Below are 26,355 nucleotides of genomic sequence, written 5' to 3'. Positions count from 1 at the left end.
ACCATTGCCTGATGGCGCTTCGCTTATCAGGCCTACAAGGTACATAACCCGTAGGCCGGATAAGACGTTTACGTCGCCATCCGGCAACCACGACAACAACTTACGCACTACGTTTGAGCAGCATCGACTTAATATGCCCGATGGCACGCGTCGGGTTCAGTCCCTTAGGACAAACACTGACGCAGTTCATGATGCTATGGCAGCGGAATACGCTGAAAGCGTCACTCAAACCGTCCAGGCGGCTGTCGGTCTCGGTATCGCGGCTATCAATTAAGAAGCGATACGCTGCCAGCAGACCTGCCGGGCCAATAAACTTGTCCGGATTCCACCAGAATGATGGGCAAGACGTTGAGCAGCATGCACATAAAATACATTCATACAGCCCATCGAGCTTCTCACGCTGCTCTGGCATTTGTAAATGCTCACGAGCCGGTGGATTTTTCCCATTATTCAACAAGTAAGGTTTAATCTTCTCATACTGTGCGTAGAATTGCCCCATGTCTACCACCAAATCGCGCACAACCGGTAAACCCGGCAGCGGGCGAATGACAATCTTCTTGCCCGGCTGATTCAGCGCAGAAATAGGTGTGATACAGGCCAGTCCATTTTTACCGTTCATATTCAGACCGTCGGAGCCACAGACCCCTTCACGGCAGGAACGGCGGAACGACAGCGACGGATCTTTTTCTTTCAGCTGCATCAGTGCATCCAGCAGCATCATGTCGCGCCCTTCTTCCGCTTCCAGGATGTAATCCTGCATGTGCGGAGCATCATCAACATCCGGGTTATAGCGATAAATTGAAAACTCGAGTCTCATTTTCCTGTCTCCGCATTAGTAAGTACGAATCTTCGGCGGGAATGCCGGGCGCAGTTTCGGTTCCATGTTGACTTGACGTCGGGTCATGGATTCCGACTCTGGCAGATACAGGGAATGGCACAGCCAGTTTTCATCATCACGTTCCGGGAAGTCGAAGCGACTATGCGCGCCACGGCTTTCGGTACGGAAGTTGGCGGATACCGCCGTTGCGTACGCGGTTTCCATCAGGTTATCCAACTCCAGGCACTCAACGCGCTGGGTGTTGAACTCGCTGGAGGTATCATCCAGGCGGGCATTTTTCAGGCGCTCACGAATGGCTTTCAGCTCTTCAAGACCTTTCGCCATCGCATCACCTTCACGGAATACCGAGAAGTTATGCTGCATACATTCCTGCAGCGCTTTACGGATCACAACCGGATCTTCACCGTCGCGGTTACCGTTCCAGCGATTCAGACGCGCCAGAGAGGCATCGATCTCTTCTTCCGTCGCATCCTGCAGATTACCTTGCTCGGCGATAGACTCCTGCAGATGCAGACCGACCGCACGACCAAAGACCACCAGGTCCAGCAATGAGTTGCCGCCCAGACGGTTGGCACCGTGCACCGATACGCAAGCTATCTCGCCCACTGCAAACAGCCCAGGAATAACTACATCTTCGCCCTGCTCGTTCACGGTCAGCGCCTGGCCAGTCACCTTGGTCGGAATACCCCCCATCATGTAGTGACAGGTTGGAATAACCGGAATCGGCTCTTTCACCGGATCAACGTGAGCAAAGGTACGTGAAAGCTCCAGGATACCCGGCAGACGGGATTCCAGTACTTCTTTACCCAGATGGTCGAGTTTCAGTTTAGCGTGCGGACCCCATGGGCCATCACAACCACGGCCTTCACGGATTTCGATCATGATGGAGCGCGCCACCACGTCACGACCCGCAAGGTCTTTCGCGTTCGGGGCATAACGCTCCATGAAGCGTTCGCCGTGTTTGTTCAGCAGGTAACCACCTTCACCACGGCAGCCTTCTGTTACCAGCACGCCCGCACCGGCGATACCGGTTGGGTGGAACTGCCACATTTCCATGTCCTGCACCGGAACCCCGGCACGGATTGCCATACCTACGCCATCACCCGTGTTGATGTGAGCGTTAGTTGTCGACTGATAAATACGGCCTGCGCCACCGGTTGCCAGCACGGTCGCGCGGGCTTTGAAGTAAACCACTTCACCGGTTTCGATACACAGTGCGGTACAACCGACAATTGCGCCGTAGGCGTTTTTCACCAGATCTAACGCATACCACTCGGAGAAGATGGTGGTGTGGTTTTTCAGGTTTTGCTGATACAGCGTGTGCAACAGCGCGTGACCGGTACGGTCAGCCGCCGCTGCAGTACGTGCCGCTTGCTCGCCACCGAAGTTTTTCGACTGACCGCCAAACGGACGTTGATAGATGGTGCCATTTTCCAGGCGGGAGAACGGCAGCCCCATGTGGTCCAGCTCCAGAATCGCTTCCGGGCCGGTTTTACACATATATTCAATGGCGTCCTGATCCCCAATGTAGTCCGACCCTTTTACAGTGTCGTACATGTGCCATTCCCAGTTATCTTCATGGGTATTACCGAGCGCAACGGTGATACCACCCTGCGCAGAGACGGTATGGGAACGGGTTGGGAAGACTTTGGAGAGCAGCGCACAGGTCTGACCGCTCTGGGAAATTTGCAGCGCCGCGCGCATACCTGCGCCACCGGCACCAATCACAACAGCATCAAATTCTCTGACTGGCAGTTTCATTACACACCCCACACCACAACAAATCCATAAATGACGTAAACCACCAGCGCAACGACAATGGCCAGTTGCAGAATCAGGCGAACTGCCAGAGGTTTAACGTAGTCGGTCAACACCTGCCACATGCCAATCCAGGCATGAATCAAGATGGAGAAAAGCGCCAGCAGGGTGAAGACTTTGGTGAATGCCGATGAGAAGAAACCGGTCCAGGCTTCAAAGGTCAAGTCGCCACTGGTGGCGAAGAAGCCGACCATATAGATGATGTATAACGTCAGAACGATAGCGGTGGCACGGACCAGAATGAAGTCATGTACGCCATTGCGTCCTAATGCGGAGGCGTTGCTTACCATACGAGGACTCCTGCGAGAAGTGAAAGCACGACAATGATTACAAAAGAAATTTTGGCGGAGCGTGTCCCTGCTTCGAGGGTTTCTTCGATATAGCCAAAATCCATCAACAGATGGCGAATGCCCATGACGGCGTGATAGGCCAGCGCAATCAGGATCCCCCACAGAATTAACTCCACAAAGAAGTTATTCATAATGGATGACGCGGCGAGGAAACCTTCAGGGGAGGACAGGCTGGTACCCAATAACCACAACAGGATCCCGACCGCCACGAAGGTGATCACTCCAGATACGCGATGGAGAATGGACGCTATCGCCGTGATTGGGAATCGGATCGTTTGCAGATCCAGATTGACAGGTCTTTGTTTTTTCACATTTCTTATCATGAATAACGCCCACATGCTGTTCTTATTATTCCCTTTGGACTTCGGGCACAGAAGAAAAAGACTTCTGTAGTCTGAAAGACGCCGGGATTTCCTTCCTCCGGTCTGCGTGCGGGTCAGACAGCGTCCTTACTATAACTACGCGTCATATAAAACACTGCTTCCAGTTGCTAAAACGACACGTTACAACGCTGGTTGGCTCGGGATTGCAGGGTATTCCGGAGACCTGGCGGCAGTATAGGACGTTCACAAAATCATTACAATTAACCTACATATAGTTTGTCGGGTTTTATCCCGAACAGTGACATAGGTCACGATAACAACATTATTTTAATTTTTAATCATCTGATTTGACAATCATTAAACAAAGTTGTTACAAACGACACCAGAAAAAGCATATAATGCGTAAAAGTTATGGGGTCACTCTTTCACCGGAGATTTAGTTATGTAACAGTGTGGAAGTATTGACCAATACCTTCAGGACAGTTATTAGTGATAGACAGGTTAAATAATTCGGATTGCTAAGTTGTTGATTTGTTGCTAATTCACCATGAGTTAACTGATTTACCTGCAAGCGCCCATTGCTCTGTACCCTGGTTTTCTCCTCTATCGCAGAGCGGCGAGCCGAATAACAAACTGGTAATGGTTAATTGATGAGTTGAAACAGATCTCACCTGAGTAGTCTTAAGTAATAAGGCGCTAAGGAGACCGTAAATGGCTGATACTAAAGCAAAACTCACTCTTAATGGTGACGCTGCTATTGAACTGGATGTGCTGAAAGGTACGCTCGGTCAAGATGTTATTGATATTCGTAGCCTTGGCTCAAAAGGGATGTTTACTTTTGACCCAGGTTTTACCTCTACCGCATCCTGCGAATCCAAAATTACTTTCATCGACGGTGACGAAGGTGTTTTGCTGCATCGCGGCTTCCCAATTGACCAGTTGGCGACCGAGTCCAACTATCTGGAAGTGTGTTATATCCTGCTGTACGGTGAAAAACCGTCACAGGAAGAGTACGACGAGTTCAAAACCACGGTCACTCGCCATACCATGATCCACGAGCAGATTACCCGTCTGTTCCACGGTTTCCGCCGCGACTCTCACCCGATGGCCGTTATGTGCGGTGTTACCGGTGCGCTGGCCGCGTTTTACCATGACTCGCTGGATGTCAATAATGCGCGTCACCGTGAAATCGCCGCTTTCCGTCTGCTGTCCAAAATGCCAACCATGGCAGCAATGTGCTACAAATACTCCATCGGCCAGCCGTTTGTTTATCCGCGTAACGACCTTTCCTACGCCGGTAACTTCCTGAACATGATGTTCTCCACGCCGTGCGAAAAATACGAAGTAAACCCAATCCTGGAACGCGCAATGGATCGTATTCTGATCCTGCATGCTGACCACGAACAAAACGCTTCAACGTCAACCGTACGTACTGCGGGTTCTTCCGGCGCTAACCCGTTTGCCTGCATCGCAGCAGGTATCGCTTCCCTGTGGGGACCGGCGCACGGCGGCGCGAACGAAGCTGCACTGAAAATGCTGGAAGAAATCAGCTCAGTTAAACACATTCCGGAATTTGTTCGCCGCGCGAAAGACAAGAATGATTCTTTCCGTCTGATGGGCTTTGGTCACCGTGTTTACAAAAACTATGACCCACGCGCCACCGTCATGCGTGAAACCTGCCATGAAGTGCTGAAAGAACTGGGCACCAAAGATGACCTGCTGGAAGTGGCAATGGAGCTTGAGCACATCGCGCTCAACGACCCGTACTTTATCGAGAAGAAACTCTACCCGAACGTAGACTTCTATTCTGGCATCATTCTGAAAGCAATGGGCATCCCGTCCTCCATGTTTACCGTAATCTTCGCGATGGCACGTACCGTTGGCTGGATTGCACACTGGAACGAAATGCACACCGACGGCATGAAAATCGCCCGTCCTCGCCAGTTGTACACTGGCTACGATAAACGCGATTTTAAGTCTGATATTAAGCGTTAATTTGCCGTGCCGGATGGCGCTCATGCTTATCCGGCCTATAAAACGTTCCAGACATAGGCCGGATATGCCGCATGACGTTGCTATCCGGCACATTTCTGCTTTTTATTGCCCCTCGTAGTTTTATTCTTATCGCGCTTTCTCTATGATTTATTAAGCGTTACTTAATATTATTCAGGAGCATGGGATGCCTGTGTTGCGGTGGGGTTTACTGTTTTTACTGTCACTCCTTCTTTCCCTGCTCTTTCTGTCTGTTCATCTCCCGGGTCCCTTGCTGCTTGGGTCGATGATTGTCGGTATTATCTTCAGTATGCGCGGCATTTCACTACAACTCCCTCGCTGTGCATTTCTTGGCGCTCAGGCCATTCTCGGCTGTATGATTGCGCAAAACCTGACTGGCTCTATTTTAACCACGCTTGCGGCGCACTGGCCGGTGGTTATGGTCATCCTGCTGGCTACACTTATCAGCAGCGCGGTCATAGGATGGCTGCTGGTTCGTTACAGCAACCTGCCCGGTAACACCGGTGCGTGGGGTTCATCGCCTGGCGGAGCCGCAGCAATGGTTGCAATGGCACAGGATTACGGCGCTGACATCCGCCTGGTGGCCTTTATGCAGTATCTGCGGGTACTGTTGGTGGTGGGGGCGGCCGCACTGGTCACCCGGCTGGTAATGGGCGACCAGGCACAGGCGGTCAGCGCACAAATTGTCTGGTTTCCGCCACTGAGTATCAACCTGTTCAGTACCCTGATGTTGGCCGCCGTTGCCGGGGGGGCAGGACGCTTGCTGCGTATCCCCTCTGGCGTCATGCTCCTGCCTATGCTGGTGGGCGCATTGCTGAACGCTGGCGGTGTCATGGTAATTGAACTGCCGGAATGGCTGTTGGCAATGGCATATATGGCTATCGGCTGGCAAATAGGCCTGGGTTTTGACAAACAGATATTTTTGATGGCACTGCGTCCGTTGCCACAAATTTTATTGTCTATTTTTTCGCTGATGACGATCTGTGCCGCCATGGCCTGGGGGCTGGCACATTATATGAAAATTGACTTTCTCACCGCCTATCTGGCGACCAGTCCGGGAGGTGTGGACTCCGTCGCAGTGATTGCCGCTGGAAGCCACGCCGACATGGCACTGGTTATGGCGATGCAAACCCTGCGACTGTTCAGTATTTTATTAACCGGGCCGACAGTCGCGCGGTTTATCTCAGCGCATGCGCCAAAACAGCCCGCTTAGTGCTGGCATCCCGGGCACCAGTAAAACGGTCGTGAAGAGAGCATCGTTTTCTCAATAATACCGCCACAGCGCTCACAGGACTCGCCATCCCGATGGAACACCTTAAAGCGAAATAACGCCCCGTGATGCTTATTCTCATCAGCCAGCCCACGGGTGTTGTAGGACAGGCGTGGGATCTCGAGCAACGCATGCGCCAGCGCGTTGAGCTGTTCATCACTCAGTTGCGATGCTTTATGCTGACCGGTCAGTCCAACCTGCCAGAGAATTTCTACCCGCAGATAGTTCCCCAGTCCCGCCAGAAACGCCTGATCCAACAGTAAGCCAGAAAACTGCCGATTGCGAAAACGGGGTGACAGCAAGCGCGCTTTAACCTCCTCAGACGTTAAACGCAGATCCAGCACGTCCGGCCCTACCCGTTGCAGAAACGGATGAGTCGCCAATTGTGCTGATGTCAGCATCTCAATATCAGACGCGCTATAGAGCAGGATGGTTTTATCGTGTGTTTGCAGTTTGACACGCAGCACACGCGTCGTTTCCGGTATATTTCCGGTCTCCACCACCCGCCATACGCCGTAAAGCTGATTGTGGCTGTATAGCGTCAGGCCATTTGAAAAGTGGGTCAGCAATGCTTTCCCCCGCGTTTCAAGCTGGGTGACGCGCTGCCCGATGAGTTGAGACTGATACGGTTTTAACTGCTCAAAGGCAAACCAGACATCCGTCAGCGGTTTGCCTTTGACTGCCGCCTCCAGGTTATCCGCCGCGCGGCGGATCTCCGGGCCTTCAGGCATAATACTGTCCTTGGTTAGTGTGTTGCACCGCCCGTCACTGCAATATCGCTGTCCACCTGCAATGCAGTGTCAATGGCAATTTCCAGCGCCCGGCGCACCGTTTCGCTCGCCATACTTGGCGCTCCGGGGTGCGCGGCGGCCTGTTGTGGCAGATAAGGAATATGGATAAAACCGCCCTTCACTGCCGGTGTGTCGCGTAACGTATGCAGCAGGCCATACATCACATGATTACAAACAAAGGTACCTGCTGTTTGGGAAACCGAGGCTGGGATACCCGCATTGCGCATGGCCATCACCATCGCTTTGATTGGCAGTGTGCTAAACCATGCCGCCGGACCCTCGGCGACAATCGGCACATCAACAGGCTGCTGACCGTGGTTATCCGCAATACGCGCATCGTCCACGTTGATCGCCACACGCTCAACGGTTATATCTGTACGGCCTCCTGCCTGCCCCACCGCCAGCACCAACGACGGTGACAACGCGTCAATCGCGGCATTAAGTACGGTTAGAGACTCGCCAAATACGCACGGTAGCTGACGCGCAACGACACGACATCCGGCAATGATAGCATTGTCGAGCCCGGAGACCACTTCCCAGGAAGGGTTAACTGACTCTCCGCCAAAGGGTTCAAATCCGGTGATTAAGACCGTTTTCATCCTTCCTCCTTACAGGAACATCAGGAAATACATCAGGAACACGTTAACCAGCAACAGCAGTATGCCGGTTGGCACCTGCGCTTTAATCACGGCGTTTTTATCCGGCAACTCCAGCAGGGCTGCAGGCACGATGTTAAAGTTCGCTGCCATCGGTGTCATTAAGGTTCCGCAATATCCGGAGAACATCCCAATAGCCGCCATCACCGCGGGGTTACCACCATGCTGCAACACAAGAATTGGAATACCGATCCCGGCGGTTACAATCGGGAAAGCAGCAAATGCGTTCCCCATGACCATCGTCAACAGCGCCATACCAATGGTGTATACCGCCACGGCGATAAAGCGGCTATCTACCGCGAGGTACTCCTGGGTCAGATACGATATACCACTGCCCACCCCTGCCGCCGTAAACAGCAGCCCGAGCGTCGCCAGAATTTGCGGCAGGATGAACGCCCAGCCGATGGAGTCCAGCAGACGGCGGGCTTCCTGAATGGGCTGATGGACGCGCTCATGGGTCATTTTTATCGCCATTGCCAGGCCAATCAGCGAGCCTGCCGTCATAGAAAAGAGCGTGACCAGCGTGGCGTGATTCCCCGGCCCAAACAGTGCATCCTGCAAGCCCGGAATATGGTTAAACATCAGTACACCGATAACGGTCACCACCGGAATAGCCAGCGCCGGAAAAAACAGGCGATTACCCAGTCGGCTGGCGCTTTCTTCACGCTGCTGCTGGGTGCGTTGATGATAACTTCCCAGTTTCACACCGCCAAACCCGGCAATCAGCGCCAATACGACTACCGCAATGCCGACCGCGATATGTACCGTACGTTTGTCACCAAACAGTGAGTACGTCCAGTCGCCAAGCAGGAACAGCACACCATACAGTCCCCAAAACAGCCCCGTGCTCAGACGACGTGGGTTCGCTTTGTCCTGCCAGGACATCACCGCCACAATCAACAGTACCGCGCCCGCCAGCCAGTAGAGATAGCTTTGCTGAAAATTCATTGCGCTGCTCCTTTCGCTGCCGCATTGGCTTTCGCCACCTCACGCTGCAGATAGTTATCCAGACGCCACAAGCGCGTACCGTGGATCAAGAAGGCGCAAATTGCCGTTGGGATTCCCCACAAAGCAATATGCAGTGGCTCGGTCTGGATCCCACCGGACTCCAGCATAAAGTTGTGCATGAAAATGATCGCCCCAAAGGCAACGAAGATATCTTCACCGAAAAACAGACCAACGTTGTCAGTCGCCGCAGACATTGCACGCAGGCGATAACGCACGGCCCCCGGCAATTCGCCGTGGTTTTTCTCCGCTGCCCCTTCAGCCATCGGGGCTAATAACGGACGTACCATCTGAGGATGCCCACCCAGGCTGGTCAAGCCCAGCGCGGCGGTCGCTTCACGAATAAACAGATAGACAATGAGCAGACGACCACTGGTGGCGCTACGGATTTTCGCGATCCACGCCTGGGCTCGCTCTTTCAGCCCGTGACGTTCCAGCAGACCAATGACTGCCAGCGGAATCAGCAGGATAAACGGCAGGTTGCGGGTGTTGAGAAAGCCTTCACCCAGCTTTTCGAGAATAGTGGCGATTGGCATATGCGCTGCCAGCCCGGTGACGATCCCGGCAACGATAACCACCAATACCGGGTTAAAACGTAAAAGAAATCCGACCACGATGATGGCGATCCCCGTCAATGGCCAGAGAGAAATAGCCTCTCCCATAATTAAATCCCTTATGTTGTTGTGTTGTATATTATTGTTTTGTATTAAAAATACTTATGCGCTAATTTGAATATTGCAGGCGCTGAACGCGCTGCGCAAACGACGGGCAAAAGCGAGTGCGTGCTCACCATCCCCGTGAATGCATACCGTCTGCGCGGTTACGCTTGCCCATGTTCCACTCTGACTTTTTACTCTCCCGGACTGCACCATTTCTAACGTTTGCGCCAGCGCCTGCTCTTCGTCTTCGATCAGTGCACCTGGCTGACTACGCGGAACCAGACTACCATCAGCCTGATACCCCCGATCTGCAAAAACCTCCTGACGCGTCTCCAGACCATAATGTTCACCGGCACGGATCAATTCGCTCCCCGCAAGCCCTACCAGTATCAATGACGGATCGCAGGCATAAACCGCTCTGGCTATCGCATCGGCCAGCACAGGATCTTTTGCGGCCTGGTTATAGAGCATGCCGTGCGGTTTCACGTGGCGCATCACGCCCCCTTCTGCCCGGGTGATGACAGACAGGGCACCAATTTGATACAGCGTTTGTGCATAAACCGTTTCGGCAGGCAGATTCATAGCACTACGACCAAAATTTTCCCGGTCCGGAAAGCCAGGGTGTGCCCCCACGGCCACGCCGTTTTTCAGCGCTTCCCGCACACTTGCCAGCATGGTTTGTGCGTCTCCGGCATGAAATCCACAGGCGATATTAGCCGATGACACCAGTTGGAGAAGCGTCGCGTCGTTCGCACAGCCTTCACCGAGATCTGCATTCAAATCAATTTTCATCGTTAAGTCGCCATGTTAACTGTTCCAGATAGCGCTGCTGATCGTGACGTGCCTTCAACGCCTCTTCCAGCGAGCACTGAACAAAGTGAATCGGTTGTCCTAGAGGGATTTGCGCAAGGTGATACATATCCGCCTCGATGATACAGGCGATACGCGGATATCCGCCCGTGGTCTGGGCATCGTTCATCAGTACAATTGGCTGCCCGTTATGCGGGACCTGTACCACGCCGGGAAGCAAACCGTGTGACAACATCTCGCGGTCTGTCGTGCGTGTCAGTGGCTGCCCCTGCAGGCGATACCCCATACGGTTACTCTGTGGGCTCAGTCGCCACGGCGAGCGCCAGAACGATGCCTGCGATGCCTCGTCAAATTCCTGATATTCGGGTCCAGGTAACGCACGAATGTGGTTGCCCCACATCAACTGTTTTACCCCTTGTGGGCCATTGAATTGTCGTGTTGATACGCCAATCGCCAACTTATCGCCATCGCGTAACAAACGCCCTTCAAACCCGCCAATACCGACTTTCAAATCGGTACTGCGCGATCCCATAACGTCGGGAACATCAATACCGCCCGCCACCGCCAGGTAACTGCGCATACCATGATGCGGGTGTTTTAATGACAGGCGTTGTCCGGCTTTAACTGGCAACCGCCAACCGCTCCATACCGGAGTACGATCCAAATGCGCTTCGCATCCCGCGCCGGTCAAGGCAAACCAACCATCCGCTTCAAATTCCACCACCAGCTGACCTAACGTGACTTCCAGCGCGGCAGCATTCGCATCATTTCCTACCAGCAGATTAGCAACGTTCAATGCCGGTTTGTCCAACGCGCCGCAGTGGCTTACCCCTGACTGACGAAAGCCATGACGCCCCCCATCCTGCACGGAGGTGTACAGGCCAGCACGAATGATGTTTAACATACGCCCTCCTTCTGCGGGACAAAACGTACAGTATCTCCAGCCCGTAACAGGATAGGCTCCTCGCGCTGCGGATCAAAAAGCTTAACCGCGGTACGTCCTATCAGTTGCCACCCGCCGGGTGTTGCAATCGGGTAGATACCGGTTTGTGAACCGCCGATCCCCACCGAACCTGCCGGAACAAGTAAGCGCGGTTCAGCTCGTCTTGGCGTATGCAATGGTTCAGGTAAGCTCCCAAGATAGGGAAATCCCGGCTGAAACCCCAAAAACCAGACGACATAATCAACTGACGCATGCAATTCAACGACCTGCTTGTCGCTCAAACCACTGTGCCGGGCAACTTCGGCCAGATCGGGCCCATATTCGCCGCCATAGATAACGGGGATTTCGACAAAACGCGAATCCGGCTCCATCGCCTCGCTCTCTTCCCACCAACGTTGCAGGCGTTCAATTGCATCCAGCGCCAGCGTCTGCGGGGAATTCAGGATCACCGTGATATTGTTCATCCCCGGGATGGCCTCAAGTACATTCGGAGCATCAGCCAGACGCTGAGCCAGACGCCAGATGCGTTTCTGAGTTGCCAGCGTAATCGGCGGTTCCAGCTCCAGAACCACCGCAGTTTCACCTAACAGATAACAACGCGCTCGCTGCACTTTCGTCCCTCTTTATTAGGCTGGGTTAGGGATGTCGATGAACGTCACATCCAGATCGGTGTTTTCATTCAGCCATTCGCTCAAGGCACGAATACCGCCGCGTTCGGTAGCATGGTGACCGGCAGCATAGAAATGCAGTCCCTGCTCGCGGGCAGAGTGAATGGTTTGTTCAGAAACTTCCCCGGTAATGAAGGCATCAACACCAAAGCGGGCCGCACTATCAATGAAACTTTGACCGCCCCCCGTACACCAGGCAACACGCTGAACGTTTTCAGGCCCGGTATCGCCGCACCATAACGGTTTACGTCCCAGACGCGCTTCAATCCAGGATGCCAGTTCCAGCCCCGGAACGGGCATGGAGAGTTCCCCCCACGGTACCAGAGGCTCTATCTCCCCCATCACCGTGATACCCAACAGCGCGGCCAGCTGTGCGTTATTCCCCAGTTCGGGGTGGGCATCCAACGGCAGATGCCAGCCATACAGGTTGATGTCATTTTCCAGCAGCGTTTTCAGACGCCGGCGCTTCATGCCGCGAATAACCGGAGATTCTCCCTTCCAGAAATAACCATGATGAACGATGACCGCATCGGCCCCAAGGCGAACAGCTTCATCCAGTAATGCCTGGCTTGCGGTTACGCCGGTCACGATTTTTTGCACCGTTTCTTTGCCCTCAACCTGCAAACCATTCGGTGCATAGTCGCTTATGGCTGCGCTGTTCAGCTTGTCGTTAATCAGTTGTTCCAGCTCGGTGTTTTTCATCATCGTCCTCGTTGTCATAAATTCTGCCTGCTCAATCAGCAACACAGCTTCAGTTAAAATAGCGTCCTCACCTCCGTTCGTCGATAGCCATTTCGCTGACACATCAAGAAACAATCACGCGGCCTGTAAACGTAAATTGCTTACCACCATGAGATCGTATTCATGTATATTTATGCAATCAGACAGCATATTGCAAAAATAATCAGATCTGTATCAAAGTTACAACTTTAAGGAAACACACTCACACGGCACGTTCCTTCCGTCGTGAGGCATTTACTTCGAGAAAATAATGAATAAACAAGCATCTCAGCCACGCGCGATTTATTACGTCGTCGCGCTGCAAATTTGGGAATACTTCAGTTTTTATGGCATGCGTGCACTGCTGATCCTGTATCTCACTAACCAGCTTAAGTACAACGATAATCACGCGTATGAACTGTTCAGTGCTTACTGTTCGCTGGTGTATGTCACGCCGATTCTCGGGGGATATCTGGCGGATAAAGTGCTCGGTAACCGTATGGCGGTAATGATTGGCGCATTTTTGATGGCAGTGGGACATTTGGTCCTGGGTGCCAGTGAAATGGCTCCGGCGTTTCTCTACTTATCTCTGGCCATTATTGTCTGTGGCTACGGTTTGTTTAAATCCAACATCAGTTGCCTGCTGGGTGAATTGTATAAACCGGAAGATCCGCGCCGTGACGGCGGATTCTCTCTGCTCTATGCCGCCGGTAACATTGGTTCAATTATTGCCCCTATCGCCTGCGGCTATGTGCAGGAAGAGTACAGTTGGGCAATGGGCTTTGCGCTGGCCGCTATCGGTATGCTGGCCGGGCTGGTCATTTTCTTATGCGGGAATCGTCATTTTGCTCACACCACCGGCGTCAACAAAGCCGTGCTGTGTGCCAAATCGTTCATTCTGCCGAACTGGGCCTGGCTGCTGGTTCTGCTGGTCGCCGCACCACTTTTAATTACCGTCCTGTTCTGGAAAGAGTGGTCCGTGTACGCGCTGATTGTTGCCACTGTCATTGGTTTGGCGGTTCTGGCAAAAATCTACCGTCAGGCGCAAACGCAGAAGCAGCGTAAAGAGCTGGGTCTGATCGTAACCCTGACCTTCTTCAGCTTGTTGTTCTGGGCCTTTGCACAGCAGGGTGGTAGTTCCATCAGCTTGTACATCGACCGCTTTGTTAATCGCAACGTGATGGGATATTCAGTCCCAACTGCCATGTTCCAGTCAGTAAACGCCTTCGCCGTCATGTTGTGCGGCATCGTGCTGGCCTGGGTGGTCAAAGAAAGCGTGAGTGGCAATCGTACCGTTCGTATCTGGGGTAAGTTTGCTCTCGGTCTGGGGTTAATGAGTGCTGGTTTCTGTATTCTGACCTTAAGCGCCCGCTGGTCCGCCGCATATGGGCACTCCTCTATGCCGTTGATGGTTTTAGGGCTGGCAGTTATGGGTTTCGCCGAGCTGTTTATCGACCCGGTCGCCATGTCACAAATTACTCGCATTGAGATCCCAGGGGTAACCGGCGTATTAACCGGCATCTATATGCTGCTTTCCGGGGCCATTGCCAACTACCTGGCGGGTGTGATTGCCGACCAGACATCACAGGGTGCGTTTGATGCTTCCGGTGCCATCAACTATTCCATCAACGCCTATATTGATGTCTTTAGCGAAATTACCTGGGGCGCGCTGGCCTGTGTGGCGCTGGTGCTGTTGATTTGGTTATATCAATCACTCAAATTTAAAAACCGTCCTCTCGCGGTAGAGTCCTGAGTTTACGGGCCCGACGATGTAATATCACTCGGGCCCGTTATTTATCCGCAGGTTACGAATTCTTTGCCGCTAAATCCTCTTCAGACAGACCTGTAACCAGTAACACCATTTCGCGATCTATTCCCTGCGCCAGCATAGTTTGCGCTATACGCAAAGCGGCTTCGTGTTTACCTTGTTGTAACCCTTGTTGTAATCCTTCCTGTAATCCATCTAACCTTAACCGTTCTGCAATAGTCATCAGCCTCTCCTTATGTTGGGGGATCCGTTGCGCCATCTCTTGCAAAAACTCATTGAAGCGAGATTCATCACCGGATTGCAGAATGTAATTAAACATCGCCTGGAGTTGCGTGTCATTAGCACATCCAGTAAGGATCAGTGAGGCCAGCTGTTCTACCAACCCTATCAAATCCCGCTGGCGGATATGCTTTTGCATCAGTTCCAACAACGCCATTCGCCTGTGCGCCATGATTTCGTCATCCGGCACCACCGTGATATCCACCAGCGGAAATGTGTTGGCATAAAGTTGCCGGGCCGCCACAGGTTCGGCGAACGCATTCAACCAGCATAGTGAATACGGGTACGGACTTCGACAGCCATGATAAAACAGCATCGGTATTACCAGCGGCAGTTCCTTGTGCCCGGCATCCAGATGGCGCTGCATGGCTGCTATCGCATAACGCAGCAGACGAAAAGCCATATGCGGGTCGGCTGAACTTTGGTGCTCGATTACGACATAGACATAGCCATCGCCGTCGCGTGTGCGCAGCGACCAGAGCACATCGGAGTAGCGGGAACGCAAATCTGCTTCAATAAAGCTCTCGGACTCTAACTTCAGCGTATCCAAATCGCAAAGTGTTCGCAAAGAAGCAGGAAGATGTATGTCGAGGAAATCCCGCGCAGTTTCGGGATGGTATAAAAACGTTTTAAATACCGCATCATGCGGTGTGGAAGTCGTCGGCGTTATCATCGTGTTCCGTCACCTGAAAAGAAGATAACGGAACTTTACTGCCCGGGGAGCACCCCGCACATCCAGCCATTAGCAGACTTGCGCGCCCCCTTCAGCGCTAAATGTGTACGACTGCAACATATTCATTCTGCTGGAAGGCATTACACAGAAATCTTCTACCCTCACGCCTTACGCGCTGCCTCATAGGCAGCCAGCGTGGCTAACCTTGCCTGCTTATGATCAACAATCGGACGAGGATAATTGAGTGTCACCTGCATTTTTTCCGCCCACGTCCACGGTTCATGAACGGCTTTTCCCGGTACATCGCGTAATTCCGGTACCCATTGGCGGATAAAATCACCGTCACGGTCGAATTTCTCCCCCTGCGTGGTGGGATTAAAAATACGGAAATACGGCGCAGCATCCGTTCCGGTAGAAGCTGCCCACTGCCAGCCACCATTATTCGCCGCCAGATCGCCGTCGATCAGTTGTGACATGAAATACTGCTCACCTTTTCGCCAGTCGATCAGCAGGTCTTTCACCAAAAAACTCGCCGCGATCATGCGTAAACGATTGTGCATCCACCCTGTGCCGTTAAGCTGGCGCATCGCCGCATCGACGATTGGATACCCGGTATTCCCCGTCTGCCAGGCCTGAAAATGCGTCACGTTATTTTGCCATTGCACACGATCGGTCCAGCGAATAAAGGGTTGATGCCGACACAGCGCGGGGTAGTACGTCAGTAGATGGCGGTAAAATTCGCGCCAGATGAGCTCGTTTAACCAAACGCTCCCGGCGCCTCCCTCTAGCGCCTGAGGCTGCTCGACTAACAAACGGTGCAGACACTGGCGCGGCGATAACCCGCCGGTGGCAAGGCTTGCCGACAACCGACTGGTACCTTCATTTGCCGGGAAATCACGTTGTTGCTCGTATTCTGCCGCGCCCTGCTGGCAAAACTGACGTAATTGCGCGATAACCGATTTTTCTTCTACCGGGAAAAGCGCCACATCAAAATCCTGCTGTGGATAGTTGAGCGTAACTGGCGTTGATGGGGAGGGAATTGCGCCGCTTTCGCGGGCTTTTGGTGCCGCAACACACTCTGGGATACTGTCTTTTAACCGCTTCAGCCAGGCATTTTTAAACGGTGTAAAGACTTTATACATCTCATGATTCCCGGTCATTACCGCGCCCGGCGCCAGGATTACGCTATCGTCAAAGCCCTCACACACCACCTGGGGTAATGATTTTTCTACCTGAGCATCGCGCTGGCGTTCGTTGATTTCGTACTGATAGTTATAAAACAGTCGGCTAACGTCATGCTGTGCGCAGACATTTTTGACTATCTCTACGCTGGCTGTGAAATCCTCAACGTCATAAACCAGCAGCGGGATGCCTTTTTCTGCCAGCGCCGTTTGCAGCGCATTCAACTGATTGCCGACAAACGCCGCCTGACGCGGTGACATATCATGCGCTTTCCACTGTGCGGGCGTGGCAATATATAACGCCAATACCCGTGACGAACGATCCCGACATGCCGCTGCCAGCGCAAGATTGTCATGCAGACGTAAATCTCGCCGAAACCAGACCAGATGAGTGGTCATAAAACTCCCGAATAAAAATTAAGCTTTGCCGTGTAAACGCAGAATCGCAGGCCAGAGTTCAAAGTAACGTTGCCCGGACAACCAGCTGTTCGGGTGTTCCGTCATATAGTGTTGGAGGAGCATCAATGGCGCAAGCAGCGGCTGCATCTCACGTCGATAGTTATCGATTATTGAGGTCAATTCCTGACGTTGATGCAGATTGAGCTGGTTACGAAAATAACCCTGCACATGCATCAGGACATTAGTATGGTTGCGTCGGGTGGCGTGATTAAACAGCAGATGAATCAACCGCAAACGGTACTCAGTATAAAAAGCATCGAGGCTTGCCCATTCGTGGATTGCGGCAACAAAAGGGCCGAGCTCACGATACTCCGGTTGGGAATGTGCCAGTAGCACCAGCTTGTAACGGGTGTGAAAATCAATCAATGCACCACGTGATAATCCGCTCTGGCGCAGTCGGTGCAATTCATGCAAGGCATAAATACGTACCAGCGTATTCTCGTCAAACAGAAATTTATCGTTCGCTTCTGTGGTCAGACAGGCGCGGATACCAACAGAAATTCTCTTGCTCATCGCCACTCCTTATCCGTTACACAGGTAAGTGTAGACTGCGACGTATAAAAAAACCGCCACATTGCTGTTGGCGGTTTTTTTGAGCCTGAACGGTAACTTAGTAGAAATCGCAGGTGGCTTTTTCAGCCTGCTCCATCCACACCGGCTTATCACTGGTTTTCGACCAGACGCGATGCAGGTAGCTGTAAAAACGGGCACGGTCTTTCCAGAACAGCATGACCGGCAGCGCCAGAACACCAGCCACTACGGCAAAGGTACGGCGCAAGAAAACAATGTGTGCTGGATATTCTTTATAAAAGTCCATAATCCTCTCCCATATATCTGTTCGGTGAATCGCACCGGAAAAATAAACTTGGTTAACTGATGAAAATAATACCGCCTTGTGTGTAATTTTGCTACTCATCCGACCACTTATTTTTATCTATTGATGCTCCGTTTAACTTAAATTCGTAAGTAAGTTACATAAAAGTTAAATTAATACTAATCATTAGTTAAATAATGGTCTTTGCCATTTTTATACTTTTTTTACACCCCGCCCGCAGATTTTTGCGAAATCTTTGCAACCAAAAACCTACGCTCTGGTTATCACATTTATGCCACTGGAGGTGCACTGTGAGTGCAGGCGTGATAACCGGCATTGTGCTGGTCTTTTTGTTACTGGGTTATCTGGTGTATGCCTTGATTAATGCGGAGGCGTTCTGATGGCAGCGCAAGGATTTTTACTCATCGCCAGTTTCCTGCTGGTGCTGTTTATTATCGCCAGGCCGCTGGGCTTTGGGCTGGCGCGTCTTATCAACAACACCTCCTTACCCGGCCTTGCAGGCGTTGAGCGTGTGCTGTGGCGTGGGCTGGGTATTTCGCAGCAGGAAATGACCTGGCTGCACTATTTGCTGGCAATCCTCGCCCTTAATATCCTCGGTCTGCTGATACTGTTTGCGATGTTGATAGCGCAAAACCTGCTGCCGCTGAATCCGCAACAGTTGCCGGGGCTGTCGTGGGATCTCGCGCTCAATACCGCTGTTAGTTTTGTGACCAACACCAACTGGCAGTCCTATGCGGGTGAAACCACTTTAAGCTACTTCAGCCAGATGGCCGGCCTGACTGTGCAGAATTTCCTGTCTGCGGCGACAGGTATTGCAGTGATCTTTGCCCTGGCTCGCGCCTTTACGCGCCAAAGTATGAACACGCTGGGGAATGCCTGGGTGGATCTGGTACGCATTACGCTGTGGATATTACTGCCGATTTCTCTACTCATCGCGCTGTTTTTCATCCAGCAAGGTGCGCTGCAAAACCTGCTGCCTTATCAGGCGATCACCACGCTTGAAGGGGCAAAACAACTGCTGCCGATGGGACCTGTCGCCTCACAAGAGGCCATTAAGATGCTCGGTACCAACGGTGGTGGCTTTTTTAATGCCAACTCCTCACATCCGTTTGAAAACCCAACAGCACTGACCAACATGGTACAGATGTGGGCGATCTTCTTAATTCCCACGGCGCTGTGTTTCGCCTTTGGCGACGTCGTGGGCGATCGTCGACAGGGACGCACCTTGCTATGGGCTATGTCGCTCATTTTTGTTGTTTGCGTGGTGGTTGTGATGTGGGCCGAGGTGCAAGGTAACCCGCATCTGATGGCGTTTGGCGCAGATAGCAATATCAACATGGAAGGTAAAGAGAGCCGCTTTGGCGTGCTGGTCAGTAGTCTGTTTGCGGTCGTCACGACGGCCGCATCCTGTGGTGCAGTTATTGCTATGCACGACTCCTTCACTGCGCTGGGCGGCATGGTACCGATGTGGTTGATGCAGATTGGCGAAGTGGTGTTCGGCGGTGTGGGGTCAGGGTTGTACGGCATGCTGTTGTTCGTGCTGCTGGCGGTCTTTATTGCCGGACTGATGATTGGCCGCACTCCGGAATATCTGGGTAAAAAAATCGATGTCCGCGAAATGAAAATGACCGCGCTGGCGATTCTCGTTACCCCTGCGTTGGTGCTGCTTGGGACAGCGATAGCCATGATGAGCGATGCCGGGCGTAGCGCCATGCTCAATCCTGGGCCGCATGGTTTTAGCGAGGTGCTGTACGCAGTCTCGTCTGCCGCCAATAACAACGGTAGCGCTTTTGCCGGATTAAGTGCCAACAGTCCATTCTGGAACAGCCTGCTGGCCGCGTGCATGTTCTTCGGCCGCTTCGGCGTCATTATCCCGGTGATGGCGATTGCCGGTTCACTTGTCGGTAAAAAGAGTCAGCCAGCAAGTCCCGGCACGCTACCTACCCACGGTGCGCTGTTTGTTGGATTGTTGATCGGTACAGTGTTGCTGGTTGGCGCCCTCACCTTTGTTCCTGCGCTGGCGCTTGGCCCGGTAGCAGAATACCTCTCTTTACGTTGAGTGATGCGGAGCACATGACTATGAGTCGCAAGCAACTGGCGCTGTTCGAACCTTCTCTGGTCGCACAAGCGCTAATGGACGCAGTGAAAAAATTAAGTCCACATACTCAGTGGCGTAACCCGGTGATGTTTATCGTCTGGCTGGGCAGTCTGTTGACTACCCTGTTAACGGTAGCGATGGCGACAGGCCATATGTCAGGTAACCCTGTGTTTACCGGCGCGATAAGCCTCTGGCTGTGGGTGACCGTTCTGTTCGCTAACTTTGCGGAAGCGCTGGCTGAAGGGCGTAGTAAAGCGCAGGCCAACAGCCTGAAAGGGGTCAAAAAAACCGCCTTTGCCCGTAAACTTCGTGAACCCAAATATGGCGCGCAAATGGATCACGTGCCAGCCGAGGAGTTACGCAAAGGAGATATCGTGCTAGTGGAAGCTGGCGATATTATCCCTTGTGACGGCGAAGTTATCGAAGGTGGTGCCTCGGTGGATGAAAGCGCCATTACCGGGGAATCTGCGCCAGTAATCCGTGAATCCGGCGGCGATTTTGCCTCCGTCACTGGCGGGACACGCATTCTCTCGGACTGGCTGGTGATAGAGTGTAGCGTCAATCCCGGAGAAACATTTCTCGATCGAATGATCGCCATGGTCGAAGGCGCACAGCGGCGTAAAACGCCGAATGAAATCGCGCTGACGATCCTACTGATTGCGCTGACTATCGTCTTTCTGTTGGCAACCGCCACACTGTGGCCGTTCTCTGCCTGGGGCGGCAGTGCGGTCAGCATCACGGTACTTGTCGCCCTGCTGGTCTGTCTGATCCCCACCACGATCGGTGGGCTGCTCTCCGCGATTGGCGTCGCCGGGATGAGCCGCATGCTGGGTGCGAACGTTATCGCCACCAGCGGACGTGCGGTAGAAGCGGCTGGCGACGTCGATGTCCTGCTGTTGGATAAAACCGGCACCATCACGCTGGGTAACCGCCAGGCCTCTGATTTTATGCCCGCCCAGGGCGTGGACGAAAAAACACTGGCCGACGCTGCACAGCTTTCATCACTGGCCGACGAAACGCCGGAAGGCCGCAGCATCGTTGTCCTGGCTAAACAGCGCTTTAACCTGCGGATACGTGATGTACAGTCGCTCCATGCCACCTTTGTGCCGTTTACCGCGCAAAGCCGGATGAGCGGTATCAACATCGATAACCGAATGATCCGCAAAGGCTCCGTAGATGCTATTCGTCGTCACGTCGAAGCCAACGGCGGCCACTTCCCTGCCGATGTAGAGCAGAAAGTCGAAAACGTTGCTCGCCTTGGCGCGACGCCGCTGGTCGTTGCTGAAGGTTCACGGGTGCTGGGTGTGATAGCCCTGAAAGATATTGTCAAAGGTGGGATTAAAGAACGTTTTGCTCAGCTGCGCAAAATGGGCATCAAAACGGTGATGATCACGGGCGACAACCGCCTGACTGCTGCAGCAATCGCCGCAGAGGCGGGAGTGGATGACTTTTTAGCCGAAGCGACACCGGAAGCCAAGCTGGCACTGATCCGTCAGTATCAGGCGGAAGGTCGATTGGTGGCGATGACGGGTGACGGAACCAACGACGCCCCGGCACTGGCGCAGGCCGATGTCGCGGTCGCGATGAACTCCGGGACCCAGGCCGCGAAGGAAGCGGGCAACATGGTGGATCTCGACTCTAACCCCACCAAGCTGATTGAAGTGGTGCACATTGGTAAACAGATGCTGATGACACGCGGATCGCTGACCACCTTTAGTATCGCCAACGACGTGGCGAAATATTTCGCCATCATCCCGGCTGCGTTCGCCGCAACTTACCCGCAGCTTAACGCACTGAACGTCATGCGACTGCATTCGCCGGATTCTGCGATCCTGAGCGCCGTCATCTTCAATGCGTTGGTGATTGTCTTCCTGATCCCACTGGCGCTGAAGGGGGTGAGCTACAAGCCGTTATCCGCTTCCGCCATGCTGCGCCGCAATCTGTGGTTCTACGGTCTGGGCGGCCTGGTTGTGCCGTTTATTGGTATCAAAGTGATTGATTTACTGCTGACCCTTCTGGGTCTGGTGTGAGGTTTCAGATGAGTGGATTACGTCCTGCATTATCAACATTGCTTTTCCTGATGCTTATCACCGGCGGTGTTTATCCGCTGCTGACCACCGCGCTGGGGCAGTGGTGGTTCCCCCACCAGGCTAACGGGTCACTTCTGCGTGAGGGTCAGATAATTCGCGGTTCTGAACTGATCGGGCAAAATTTTACCGCCGCGGGTTATTTTCATGGACGCCCGTCGGCAACGGCAGAAGTACCCTATAATCCAATGGCTTCGGGTGGCAGCAACCTGGCAGCGAGCAACCCGGAGCTGGATAAGCAGCTACAAAGCCGAATTGCCGCACTGCGTGCTGCTAACCCACTGGCTAGCCCTGTTGTGCCCGTGGAACTGGTCACCGCGTCCGCCAGCGGTCTGGACAATAACCTGACACCCGATGCGGTCGCCTGGCAAATTCCCCGCGTGGCGCAAGCCCGCAACCTCAGCGTTGAAGAGGTTACGCAGTTGGTTGCACACTATACACAAAAGCCGCTGGTCAGTTTCATCGGCCAGCCGGTAGTGAACCTCGTGGAACTTAATTTAGCGCTGGATAAGCACTGAGAAAAAGGACATGCATAGCGAACCCCTACGTCCCAACCCCGATCGCCTGCTGGAGCAGACCACCGCGCCGCACCGGGGAAAACTGAAAATTTTCTTTGGCGCTTGTGCGGGCGTAGGGAAAACCTGGGCCATGCTGGCGGAGGCACAACGGCTACGATCGCAGGGGTTGGATGTGCTGATTGGTGTGGTGGAAACCCACGGGCGCAAGGAGACCGCCGCACTTCTGGACGGTCTCACCGTGCTACCGCTGAAACGTCAGGCACACCGTGGACGGCATATCAGCGAGTTCGATCTTGATGCCGCCCTCGCCCGCCGCCCGGCGCTGATTTTGATGGACGAACTGGCGCACAGCAATGCGCCAGGATCACGCCACCCCCGGCGCTGGCAAGATATTGAAGAACTGCTGGAAGCCGGGATTGATGTTTTTACCACCGTTAACGTTCAGCATCTGGAAAGTCTGAATGATGTGGTCAGCGGCGTCACCGGTATTCAGGTGCGCGAAACCGTTCCTGACCCGTTTTTCGATGCCGCTGACGATGTGGTCCTGGTCGATCTCCCCCCCGACGATTTGCGTCAGCGCCTGAACGAAGGCAAGGTCTATATTGCCGGTCAGGCAGAGCGTGCTATCGAGCATTTCTTCCGCAAAGGTAATTTGATAGCGCTGCGTGAACTGGCCCTGCGCCGCACCGCCGATCGGGTAGACGATCAGATGCGTGCCTGGCGGGGACGCCCAGGAGAAGAAAAAGTCTGGCATACCCGCGATGCCATTTTACTGTGTATTGGACACAACACCGGCAGCGAGAAACTGGTGCGAGCCGCTGCACGCCTGGCGGCACGTCTCGGCAGCGTCTGGCATGCGGTCTATGTTGAAACACCGGCACTACACCGGCTACCCGAAAAACAGCGGCGGGCAATCTTAAGCGCGCTGCGACTGGCGCAGGAACTGGGGGCGGAAACCGCCACTCTCTCCGACCCTGCCGAAGACAAAGCCGTTGTCCGTTATGCCCGGGAACACAACCTGGGGAAAATTGTGCTCGGGCGTCCGACAACCCGTCGTTGGTGGCGCAGCGATTCCTTTGCAGACAAGCTGGCTCATCGCGCACCAGACCTCGACCTGATGATTGTCGCACTGGACGATCCCCCTTCTCGTCAGACATTACAAACCACGGATAACCGCACCTTTAAGGATAAATGGCGGGTACAAATCCAGGGTTGCGTGGTCGCGGCTGCATTGTGCGCTGTTACCACATTGATTGCTATGCAGTGGCTGGTTGCATTTGATGCAGCCAACCTGGTGATGCTCTATCTACTGGGCGTGGTGGTGATCGCCCTGTTCTACGGGCGCTGGCCGTCGGTGGTGGCCACGTTTATCAACGTCGCCAGCTTTGATCTCTTCTTTATTGCTCCACGCGGCACGCTTGCCGTGTCTGACGTCCAGTACCTGCTGACCTTCGCCGTGATGCTGACGGTTGGGTTGGTTATCGGTAATCTGACCGCGGGGGTACGTTATCAGGCCCGGGTTGCACGCTATCGTGAGCAACGAACGCGGCACCTGTATGAGATGTCGAAAGCACTGGCTGTGGGGCGCAGCCAGCAGGATATCGCGGCTACCAGCGAACAGTTCATTGCCTCGACGTTTCAGGCCCGTAGCCGGGTGTTATTACCTGACGAAAACGGTAAGTTGGTTCCCCTGACGCATCAGCAGGGTATGACACCGTGGGATGACGCCATTGCCCAGTGGAGTTTTGACAAGGGGCAGATGGCCGGTGCCGGCACCGACACATTACCCGGCGTTCCCTATCAAATTTTACCGTTAAAAAGCGCCGATAAAACCTATGGGCTACTGGTGGTGGAGCCAGGAAACCTGCGTCAGCTGATGATCCCGGAACAGCAACGCCTGCTGGAAACCTTCACCCTACTGGTGGCCAGTGCGCTGGAGCGCCTGACTCTGACGGCCAGTGAAGAGCAGGCCCGCTTTGCCAGCGAGCGAGAAAGTATTCGCAATGCACTGCTTGCCGCCCTGTCCCACGATTTACGCACGCCGCTGACGGTGCTGTTCGGTCAGGCGGAGATATTAACGTTGGATCTGGCAAGTGAAGGTTCACCACACGCTCGCCAGGCCAGCGAGATCCGCCAGCACGTGCTTAATACCACCAGACTGGTCAATAATCTGCTGGATATGGCGCGAATCCAGTCTGGCGGCTTTAATCTTAAGAAAGAGTGGCTAACGCTGGAAGAGGTAGTAGGCAGCGCCCTGCAAATGTTGGAGCCCGGGCTGGCAACACCCATTAACCTGTCACTTCCGGAGCCGTTGACGCTGGTACACGTTGATGGGCCACTCTTTGAGCGGGTGCTGATCAATCTGCTGGAAAATGCCGTCAAATATGCAGGTCCGCAGGCGCAAATCGGTATCGACGCCCAGGTCGACGGCGAGCATCTGCTGCTGGATGTTTGGGACAATGGGCCCGGTATTCCTGCCGGCCTGGAGCAGCGTATTTTCGACAAGTTTTCCCGTGGAAACAAAGAATCATCGGTACCGGGTGTTGGGCTGGGGCTGGCAATTTGTCAGGCGATTGTCGACGTGCACGGTGGCACGATTTCAGCGCATAATCGTCCGCAGGGAGGGGCGTGTTTCCGTGTTACACTGCCGCAGGAAGCGCCCCCTGAACTTGAAGATTTTCATGAGGATATGTGACAAACGTACTGATTGTTGAAGATGAACAAGCCATTCGTCGCTTTCTGCGCACCGCGCTGGAAGCGGATGGCCTGCGTGTGTATGAAGCGGAAACGCTGCAACGTGGTCTGTTGGAAGCCGCCACACGAAAGCCCGACCTCATCATTCTCGACCTCGGTCTTCCGGACGGTGACGGTATTGATTTTATCCGCGACCTGCGGCAGTGGAGCGCCATCCCGGTGATCGTGCTGTCAGCCCGCAGCGAAGAGAGCGATAAAATCGCCGCGCTGGATGCCGGTGCCGATGACTATCTCAGCAAGCCATTCGGCATTGGCGAGCTACAGGCGCGATTGCGCGTGGCATTGCGTCGCCACGCCAGCGGCGCGTCTCCCGAACCGGTGGTGCATTTTTCCAACGTAAAAGTGGATATCGCCGCCCGACTCGTACACCGTGGTGACGAGGAAATCCATCTGACGCCGATTGAATTTCGCCTGTTAGCGGTACTGCTGAATAATGCCGGGAAGGTACTGACGCAACGCCAGCTGTTGAACCAGGTCTGGGGGCCGAACGCCGTTGAGCACAGCCATTATCTGCGAATTTATATGGGACACCTGCGCCAGAAACTGGAGCTGGATCCGGCTCGCCCACGCCATTTTCTTACCGAAACCGGGATTGGCTATCGGTTTATGCCTTGAACGAATGCCGGGTTCAGCATGTACCCGGTTACATCTAATCACTGTGCTCAATATGACCCACGTGACAAATTATTATGGGTAACGCTTGATTTTATTTAATACATCCTGTTACTTGCCGCACGACTGCATATACCACAACAAAAAAAAATTAAATATAAAAACAAAAAATAAAACAAACAAACCTTTTCTAAATATTACACAAGAAATTACTTATCACAACCCTG

25 protein-coding genes and 1 pseudogene are annotated in these 26,355 nt (G+C 53.5%); 10 read left to right on the top strand and 16 right to left on the bottom strand.

From position 1 onward, the window contains the following. Nucleotides 1–100 precede the first annotated feature (100 nt). The 4 genes from sdhB to sdhC are packed head-to-tail and all read right to left on the bottom strand — an operon-like array spanning nt 101 to nt 3,344. A complete protein-coding gene (gene sdhB / locus QMN38_RS07795; RefSeq protein WP_323604796.1) occupies nt 101–817 on the bottom strand; it encodes a succinate dehydrogenase iron-sulfur subunit SdhB in 717 nt (238 codons plus the stop codon). 15 nt (nt 818–832) lie between these two features. Next, the gene (sdhA, locus tag QMN38_RS07790) at nt 833–2,599 is read right to left on the bottom strand and encodes a succinate dehydrogenase flavoprotein subunit (RefSeq protein WP_323604795.1); all 1,767 of its coding nucleotides are present in this window, start codon (nt 2,597–2,599) and stop codon (nt 833–835) included. Continuing rightward, complete coding sequence (gene sdhD, locus QMN38_RS07785) at nt 2,599–2,946, bottom strand: succinate dehydrogenase membrane anchor subunit (RefSeq protein WP_271449842.1); 348 nt, start codon at nt 2,944–2,946, stop codon at nt 2,599–2,601. The genes sdhA and sdhD overlap by 1 nt, the downstream gene beginning before the upstream one ends. Then, nucleotides 2,940–3,344 carry a succinate dehydrogenase cytochrome b556 subunit gene (sdhC, locus tag QMN38_RS07780; RefSeq protein ID WP_161959010.1) on the bottom strand — a complete coding sequence of 135 codons (405 nt, stop codon included), beginning with the start codon at nt 3,342–3,344 and terminating at the stop codon, nt 2,940–2,942. Before sdhC ends, sdhD begins: the two co-directional genes overlap by 7 nt. Before the next feature lie 383 nt (nt 3,345–3,727). Between sdhC and QMN38_RS07775 the strand changes: the two are divergent. The 3 genes and pseudogenes from QMN38_RS07775 (at nt 3,728) to QMN38_RS07765 (ending at nt 6,555) form a co-directional block, all read left to right on the top strand. Then, nucleotides 3,728–3,838, top strand: a pseudogene (locus tag QMN38_RS07775) (hypothetical protein). A 202-nt stretch (nt 3,839–4,040) separates the two neighbouring features. Then, on the top strand, nt 4,041–5,324 hold the full coding sequence (locus QMN38_RS07770; RefSeq protein WP_271442210.1) for a citrate synthase: 1,284 nt from the start codon (nt 4,041–4,043) through the stop codon (nt 5,322–5,324). Between the two features lie 184 nt (nt 5,325–5,508). Then, complete coding sequence (locus QMN38_RS07765; RefSeq protein WP_271449844.1) at nt 5,509–6,555, top strand: AbrB family transcriptional regulator; 1,047 nt, start codon at nt 5,509–5,511, stop codon at nt 6,553–6,555. Here the strand turns inward: QMN38_RS07765 and nei are convergent. The 8 genes from nei to ybgI are packed head-to-tail and all read right to left on the bottom strand — an operon-like array spanning nt 6,552 to nt 12,846. After that, a complete protein-coding gene (nei, locus tag QMN38_RS07760) occupies nt 6,552–7,343 on the bottom strand; it encodes an endonuclease VIII (protein ID WP_323604794.1) in 792 nt (263 codons plus the stop codon). The genes QMN38_RS07765 and nei overlap by 4 nt on opposite strands. Nucleotides 7,344–7,357: 14 nt before the next feature. Then, nucleotides 7,358–8,002 carry a pyroglutamyl-peptidase I gene (gene pcp, locus QMN38_RS07755; RefSeq protein WP_202039122.1) on the bottom strand — a complete coding sequence of 215 codons (645 nt, stop codon included), beginning with the start codon at nt 8,000–8,002 and terminating at the stop codon, nt 7,358–7,360. Between the two features lie 9 nt (nt 8,003–8,011). After that, on the bottom strand, nt 8,012–9,007 hold the full coding sequence (locus QMN38_RS07750) for a DUF979 domain-containing protein (protein WP_048212260.1): 996 nt from the start codon (nt 9,005–9,007) through the stop codon (nt 8,012–8,014). After that, the gene (locus QMN38_RS07745) at nt 9,004–9,726 is read right to left on the bottom strand and encodes a DUF969 domain-containing protein (protein ID WP_323604793.1); all 723 of its coding nucleotides are present in this window, start codon (nt 9,724–9,726) and stop codon (nt 9,004–9,006) included. The genes QMN38_RS07750 and QMN38_RS07745 overlap by 4 nt, the downstream gene beginning before the upstream one ends. Nucleotides 9,727–9,780: 54 nt before the next feature. Next, nucleotides 9,781–10,515: a 5-oxoprolinase subunit PxpA gene (pxpA, locus tag QMN38_RS07740; RefSeq protein WP_271456750.1), complete on the bottom strand. Its 735-nt coding sequence runs from the start codon at nt 10,513–10,515 to the stop codon at nt 9,781–9,783. Continuing rightward, on the bottom strand, nt 10,505–11,437 hold the full coding sequence (gene pxpC / locus QMN38_RS07735) for a 5-oxoprolinase subunit PxpC (protein ID WP_271442205.1): 933 nt from the start codon (nt 11,435–11,437) through the stop codon (nt 10,505–10,507). Before pxpC ends, pxpA begins: the two co-directional genes overlap by 11 nt. Next, on the bottom strand, nt 11,431–12,087 hold the full coding sequence (pxpB, locus tag QMN38_RS07730) for a 5-oxoprolinase subunit PxpB (RefSeq protein WP_061067534.1): 657 nt from the start codon (nt 12,085–12,087) through the stop codon (nt 11,431–11,433). The genes pxpC and pxpB overlap by 7 nt, the downstream gene beginning before the upstream one ends. A gap of 15 nt (nt 12,088–12,102) precedes the next feature. Beyond that, nucleotides 12,103–12,846: a radiation resistance protein YbgI gene (ybgI, locus tag QMN38_RS07725; protein ID WP_271449875.1), complete on the bottom strand. Its 744-nt coding sequence runs from the start codon at nt 12,844–12,846 to the stop codon at nt 12,103–12,105. A 289-nt stretch (nt 12,847–13,135) separates the two neighbouring features. Here ybgI and dtpD point away from each other — a divergent pair, with 289 nt between their 5' ends. Beyond that, nucleotides 13,136–14,617, top strand: a complete 1,482-nt coding sequence (dtpD, locus tag QMN38_RS07720; protein ID WP_323604792.1) for a dipeptide permease DtpD — start codon at nt 13,136–13,138, stop codon at nt 14,615–14,617. Between the two features lie 52 nt (nt 14,618–14,669). Here the strand turns inward: dtpD and QMN38_RS07715 are convergent, their stop codons facing one another. From QMN38_RS07715 to QMN38_RS07700, 4 genes are all read right to left on the bottom strand, one after another. Beyond that, the gene (locus QMN38_RS07715) at nt 14,670–15,584 is read right to left on the bottom strand and encodes an Rpn family recombination-promoting nuclease/putative transposase (protein ID WP_323604791.1); all 915 of its coding nucleotides are present in this window, start codon (nt 15,582–15,584) and stop codon (nt 14,670–14,672) included. 161 nt (nt 15,585–15,745) lie between these two features. Then, a complete protein-coding gene (gene phrB, locus QMN38_RS07710) occupies nt 15,746–17,164 on the bottom strand; it encodes a deoxyribodipyrimidine photo-lyase (RefSeq protein WP_323604790.1) in 1,419 nt (472 codons plus the stop codon). A gap of 18 nt (nt 17,165–17,182) precedes the next feature. Continuing rightward, nucleotides 17,183–17,737, bottom strand: a complete 555-nt coding sequence (locus QMN38_RS07705; protein WP_271449848.1) for a DUF1722 domain-containing protein — start codon at nt 17,735–17,737, stop codon at nt 17,183–17,185. A 97-nt stretch (nt 17,738–17,834) separates the two neighbouring features. Further along, a complete protein-coding gene (locus tag QMN38_RS07700) occupies nt 17,835–18,041 on the bottom strand; it encodes a YbfA family protein (RefSeq protein WP_003022870.1) in 207 nt (68 codons plus the stop codon). Nucleotides 18,042–18,349: 308 nt separating this feature from the next. On the opposite strand from QMN38_RS07700, the gene kdpF reads away from it, so the two are divergent. Genes kdpF through kdpE form a run of 6 tightly spaced genes read left to right on the top strand, consistent with a single transcriptional unit; the run spans nt 18,350 to nt 26,131 of the window. Then, nucleotides 18,350–18,439, top strand: a complete 90-nt coding sequence (gene kdpF / locus QMN38_RS07695; protein ID WP_001670793.1) for a K(+)-transporting ATPase subunit F — start codon at nt 18,350–18,352, stop codon at nt 18,437–18,439. Continuing rightward, nucleotides 18,439–20,118: a potassium-transporting ATPase subunit KdpA gene (gene kdpA, locus QMN38_RS07690; protein ID WP_323604789.1), complete on the top strand. Its 1,680-nt coding sequence runs from the start codon at nt 18,439–18,441 to the stop codon at nt 20,116–20,118. The genes kdpF and kdpA overlap by 1 nt, the downstream gene beginning before the upstream one ends. Nucleotides 20,119–20,138: 20 nt before the next feature. After that, on the top strand, nt 20,139–22,187 hold the full coding sequence (gene kdpB / locus QMN38_RS07685; protein ID WP_323604788.1) for a potassium-transporting ATPase subunit KdpB: 2,049 nt from the start codon (nt 20,139–20,141) through the stop codon (nt 22,185–22,187). A gap of 8 nt (nt 22,188–22,195) precedes the next feature. Further along, the gene (gene kdpC / locus QMN38_RS07680) at nt 22,196–22,762 is read left to right on the top strand and encodes a potassium-transporting ATPase subunit KdpC (RefSeq protein ID WP_323604787.1); all 567 of its coding nucleotides are present in this window, start codon (nt 22,196–22,198) and stop codon (nt 22,760–22,762) included. A gap of 10 nt (nt 22,763–22,772) precedes the next feature. Beyond that, entirely contained in the window at nt 22,773–25,457 is a 2,685-nt protein-coding gene (gene kdpD, locus QMN38_RS07675) for a two-component system sensor histidine kinase KdpD (protein WP_271449852.1), read from the top strand. Then, the gene (gene kdpE, locus QMN38_RS07670; RefSeq protein WP_006685492.1) at nt 25,454–26,131 is read left to right on the top strand and encodes a two-component system response regulator KdpE; all 678 of its coding nucleotides are present in this window, start codon (nt 25,454–25,456) and stop codon (nt 26,129–26,131) included. The genes kdpD and kdpE overlap by 4 nt, the downstream gene beginning before the upstream one ends. The last annotated feature ends 224 nt before the right edge of the window (nt 26,132–26,355 follow it).

Origin of the sequence: Citrobacter sp. R-1.5.2, assembly GCF_035064245.1 — a bacterium.
Classification (GTDB): domain Bacteria; phylum Pseudomonadota; class Gammaproteobacteria; order Enterobacterales; family Enterobacteriaceae; genus Citrobacter.
The sequence above is the reverse complement of the archived record's forward strand: the minus strand, read 5'-3'. Positions and strand labels throughout refer to the sequence as shown.